At 36.6% G+C, this 3,375-nt stretch carries 5 protein-coding genes; all 5 read right to left on the reverse strand.

Translation table 11 applies throughout. The features are described from left to right. Positions 1 to 162 (reverse strand): MerR family transcriptional regulator (locus ACY65O_RS20675; protein WP_462222761.1); only part of this gene is annotated, 162 nt, incomplete at its 3' end. A 75-nt stretch (positions 163 to 237) separates the two neighbouring features. Continuing rightward, positions 238 to 894, reverse strand: a complete 657-nt coding sequence (locus tag ACY65O_RS20680; RefSeq protein WP_462222757.1) for a sugar transferase — start codon at positions 892 to 894, stop codon at positions 238 to 240. Positions 895 to 1,020: 126 nt separating this feature from the next. Next, positions 1,021 to 2,151 (reverse strand): LegC family aminotransferase, encoded by a 1,131-nt coding sequence (locus tag ACY65O_RS20685; protein ID WP_462222758.1) that lies wholly within the window; start codon positions 2,149 to 2,151, stop codon positions 1,021 to 1,023. Between the two features lie 22 nt (positions 2,152 to 2,173). Continuing rightward, positions 2,174 to 2,869 carry a TylF/MycF/NovP-related O-methyltransferase gene (locus ACY65O_RS20690; RefSeq protein WP_462222759.1) on the reverse strand — a complete coding sequence of 232 codons (696 nt, stop codon included), beginning with the start codon at positions 2,867 to 2,869 and terminating at the stop codon, positions 2,174 to 2,176. Positions 2,870 to 2,923: 54 nt separating this feature from the next. Then, positions 2,924 to 3,375, reverse strand: a 452-nt coding sequence (locus tag ACY65O_RS20695) for an NAD-dependent epimerase/dehydratase family protein (RefSeq protein WP_462222760.1), incomplete at its 5' end; no start/stop codon positions are given.

Genomic DNA, 3,375 nt, shown 5'->3' on the forward strand with positions numbered 1-3,375 from the left:
TGCAATATTTAGCAATGTTTTAAGCTCTCCGTTCGAGTAATAGCGAATATTGGTATCAGTTCGCTGCGGATTTAAAAAATCATAGCGTTGTTCCCAAATACGAATGGTATGGGCTTTTATGCCCGAAAGGTTTTCCAAATCTTTTATGGTAAATGAATTCATTGTAAAAAGGTTATTACCTTATTATTACAATACTAAAGTTAATTTGTTTAAAAAAGGCTAAAAAGATTAACAGCATTAAAAATCCCGTTGTGGTAAATCCTTAAAGATTTTATTTACTAAATTATTTTTAGGGAAGATAATTGACCAGGCTGTAAGAAAGATGATCATGATATCGGTGTAAAGAGAAGCATGTTTTTGATACCACATTTCCAGCGCCCCTTTGTACGGATAAATGGTGGCATACATTGCTTTTGGATCGGGAGCATCGGAAATCATTTTTTCTTCGTCACGAAAAATTAATGAGCCAATTCCAGTCATGCCCGGTTTGCAATTGTAAATTTTATTGCGAATTTCTTCGGGATATAATTTTACGCTAACGTCCATCAATGGCCTTGGCCCTACAATACTCATGTCGCCTTTAAATACATTTACAATTTGTGGCAGCTCATTCACTTTTGTAATGCGTAATAATTTTCCAAAGCCGGTAACACGGGGGTCGTTACGTAAAGTAATTTCGCCGGTGCCAATGTTAGGGCTGTTTTTAAGCATGGTGGCAAACTTCCATATATCGAAAAATTTATTTTTATACCCTACTCTTTTTTGTTTGTAAAAAACTTCTCTTTCGCCGGTAAATAATAAAATAATACAGCTGGGTATTAGTATGGGTGATAATAATAGTAATGCAATAGTTGCTGTAACTATATCGAAAACACGTTTAAAAAATAAGTACATAATTAAGTGATGATGTTTTTTTTCGCTTAAATAACACTTCAACTTCGCTCAGTGCTCAATAAAGGTATGCTGTACAAGGAGTGACACAACGATGATGACCAATGATTAAATGCCGTAACAAAAAAATTAAAAACATTCTTTTATTTTAGCGGCTACTGCTTTTAAATCGTTGTTGGTAATATATGTTGAGCATGGAATGCTTAAACAATGCTGGTAAACAAAGTTCGATCTGTCGGTATGATTATAGTAAATATTTTCGGTAAACATCCGCAACTGGTTCATGGGCACCCAAAACGGACGGCTCTGCATTTTATTATCATTTAGTATTTTTAGCACTTCTTTTTGTTTTGCAGTAAAAATTGTGGGCAGCCACCAGTTGGGTTTTACATCAGCACTTACTTCCTGAAATTTTATATCGCCAACTCCATCCAATTCTTTTTTATAAAAATCAATTATTTCGTATTTGCGTTGTATAAACCCGGGCAGCTGTTCCATCTGCGCCACACCCATTGCCGCTGCAACGTTTACCAGGCGGTAGTTGTAGCCAATTTCATCATGTATATATTCAAAGGCATCACTTTTTGCCTGGGTAGTTAAATGCTTTGCTTTTTTCGCCAGCGCTTCATCATCAGTAATAATCATACCACCGCCGCCGGTAGTAATAATTTTATTTCCGTTGTAACTAAAGGTGCCGAGTAGCCCAAAACTTCCGGCGTGTTTGCCTTTGTAATAACTGCCGAGTGCTTCGGTGCTGTCTTCTATTACTGTCAGGTTATGCTGCCTGGCTAAAGCCATCAGCTTATCCATATCGCACATGTTACCTAAAACATGCACCGGCATTATTACCGGAATTCTTTTTCCATCTTTTTTATAATGGCAAACGCCATTGCGCTGTTCTGTTTCGTTAGTTAAAAATTGTTCCAGCAAGTTTAAATCCATTTGCCAGGTAGCTTCATCGGTATCAATAAAAATTGGATTGGCACCGGTATATTTTATTGAGTTGCAGGTGGCAATAAAAGTTATATTGGGTGTAATTACATAATCATCGCTGTTTACTCCCATCATCACCAAACAAATATGCAATGCAGTTGTACCGCTGCTTGTAGCCACTGCATATTTTGCACCTGCAAATTCTGCACTCATTTTTTCAAACTGATCAACATAAGCACCTACGCTGCTAACCCAGCCGGTGGTAATGCATTCGGTAACATATTTTAATTCGTTGCCCGCCATGTTGGGGCCGCTGAGTAATAACATAAGTGCTTTTTATTTACAGCTATTATATAACCTTAATAACAATTTGCGAATTTGTTTTTGCCACGGTTTCAAAACGCATCGGGTATGCTTTTATAAAATCCTCAAGTGCTTTAAATTCATGATCCATTTTTGCCGGACTGAAATAGTCATCCAAAATTATAATATCGTCTTTATTAATATTATTACGCAGTTCTGCCAGCACAAATAATGTGGAACTGTACAAATCTGCATCAAGGTGAATAATTTTTTTTAACCCTTTATACGGGGATAAATCAAAACCTGGTAATGTGTCGGAAAATAATCCTTTTTTAAAGCCACACCTTATGTCTTCTGTGTATGGAAGTTCTCCGTTATTTGTGTAACATCCTTTCTTATCCCGGCCCCAGTCTTCCGGTAACCCAACAAAAGTATCAAACCCCCAAAAAAATGATTGCTTGTTTTTGTTAATAGTCAACCAGTGAAAGATACTGTCGCCTTGAAAAACACCAAATTCCAGAAACAAAATTTCTGCGTTCTCCAGGTTTTGATCTGCTGCTACAAAATTGTATAATTTATACCGGTCATAATACCCCCCTTTCATTTTTTCTCCCTGAGAAGAAACATAGGTTTTTGAACCCCGGATGAGGTATCCGGTTTTTATGAGAAAAGATGCTGTTCCCTGGCCCAAAAACCGTGGAAGGGTTAGTGCAATATTTTTTATCCTGCTCCTGAAAGACATTGTATAAAATTAAAGGGTTAAAAATAAACAGAGATGAGGCGGCATTAAAGCCCTTTAAATGTTCCTGAATTTTGGCCCGTAAGCATCGTCAATAATACCAGTTTTCATCAGAGTATAAATTTCTTTTACGCCATCAGGAACTGTTTTGGTTATTGTAAAACCTAATTCATTTTTTATTTTATCAAAATTTACCCTGTAATCACGTGGGTCTTCATTCATTTCCACATAATTTACTTTTACATTAGGTACCACTTTACAAACTTCTTCAATTATCATTCCTTTGTTGTAATTCTCTTCGGTAGTGCCTACATTAAACACATTTGATTTTACTTTTTTCTCTTCGCTTTCAATTACTAAAACTACTGCTCTTGCCAAATCATCTACATGGCAATACGGCCTCCAGAATTGTGCCCCCCAAATTTCCTGCTCGCCTTTTACTGATGCGTTACGGGTAAATTCGTTTACGGTTAAATCAAAACGTATCCGTGGAGAAAAACCATACACTG

Source organism: Ferruginibacter sp. (assembly GCF_031430955.1).
Classification (GTDB): domain Bacteria; phylum Bacteroidota; class Bacteroidia; order Chitinophagales; family Chitinophagaceae; genus Ferruginibacter.

What these genes read in the sequence shown, in the direction of transcription:
- ACY65O_RS20680 (WP_462222757.1), bottom strand. Translation starts at nt 894, where the DNA reads ATGTACTTATTTTTTAAACGTGTTTTCGATATAGTTACAGCAACTATT.
- ACY65O_RS20685 (WP_462222758.1), bottom strand. Translation starts at nt 2,151, where the DNA reads ATGTTATTACTCAGCGGCCCCAACATGGCGGGCAACGAATTAAAATAT.
- ACY65O_RS20690 (WP_462222759.1), bottom strand. Translation starts at nt 2,869, where the DNA reads ATGTCTTTCAGGAGCAGGATAAAAAATATTGCACTAACCCTTCCACGG.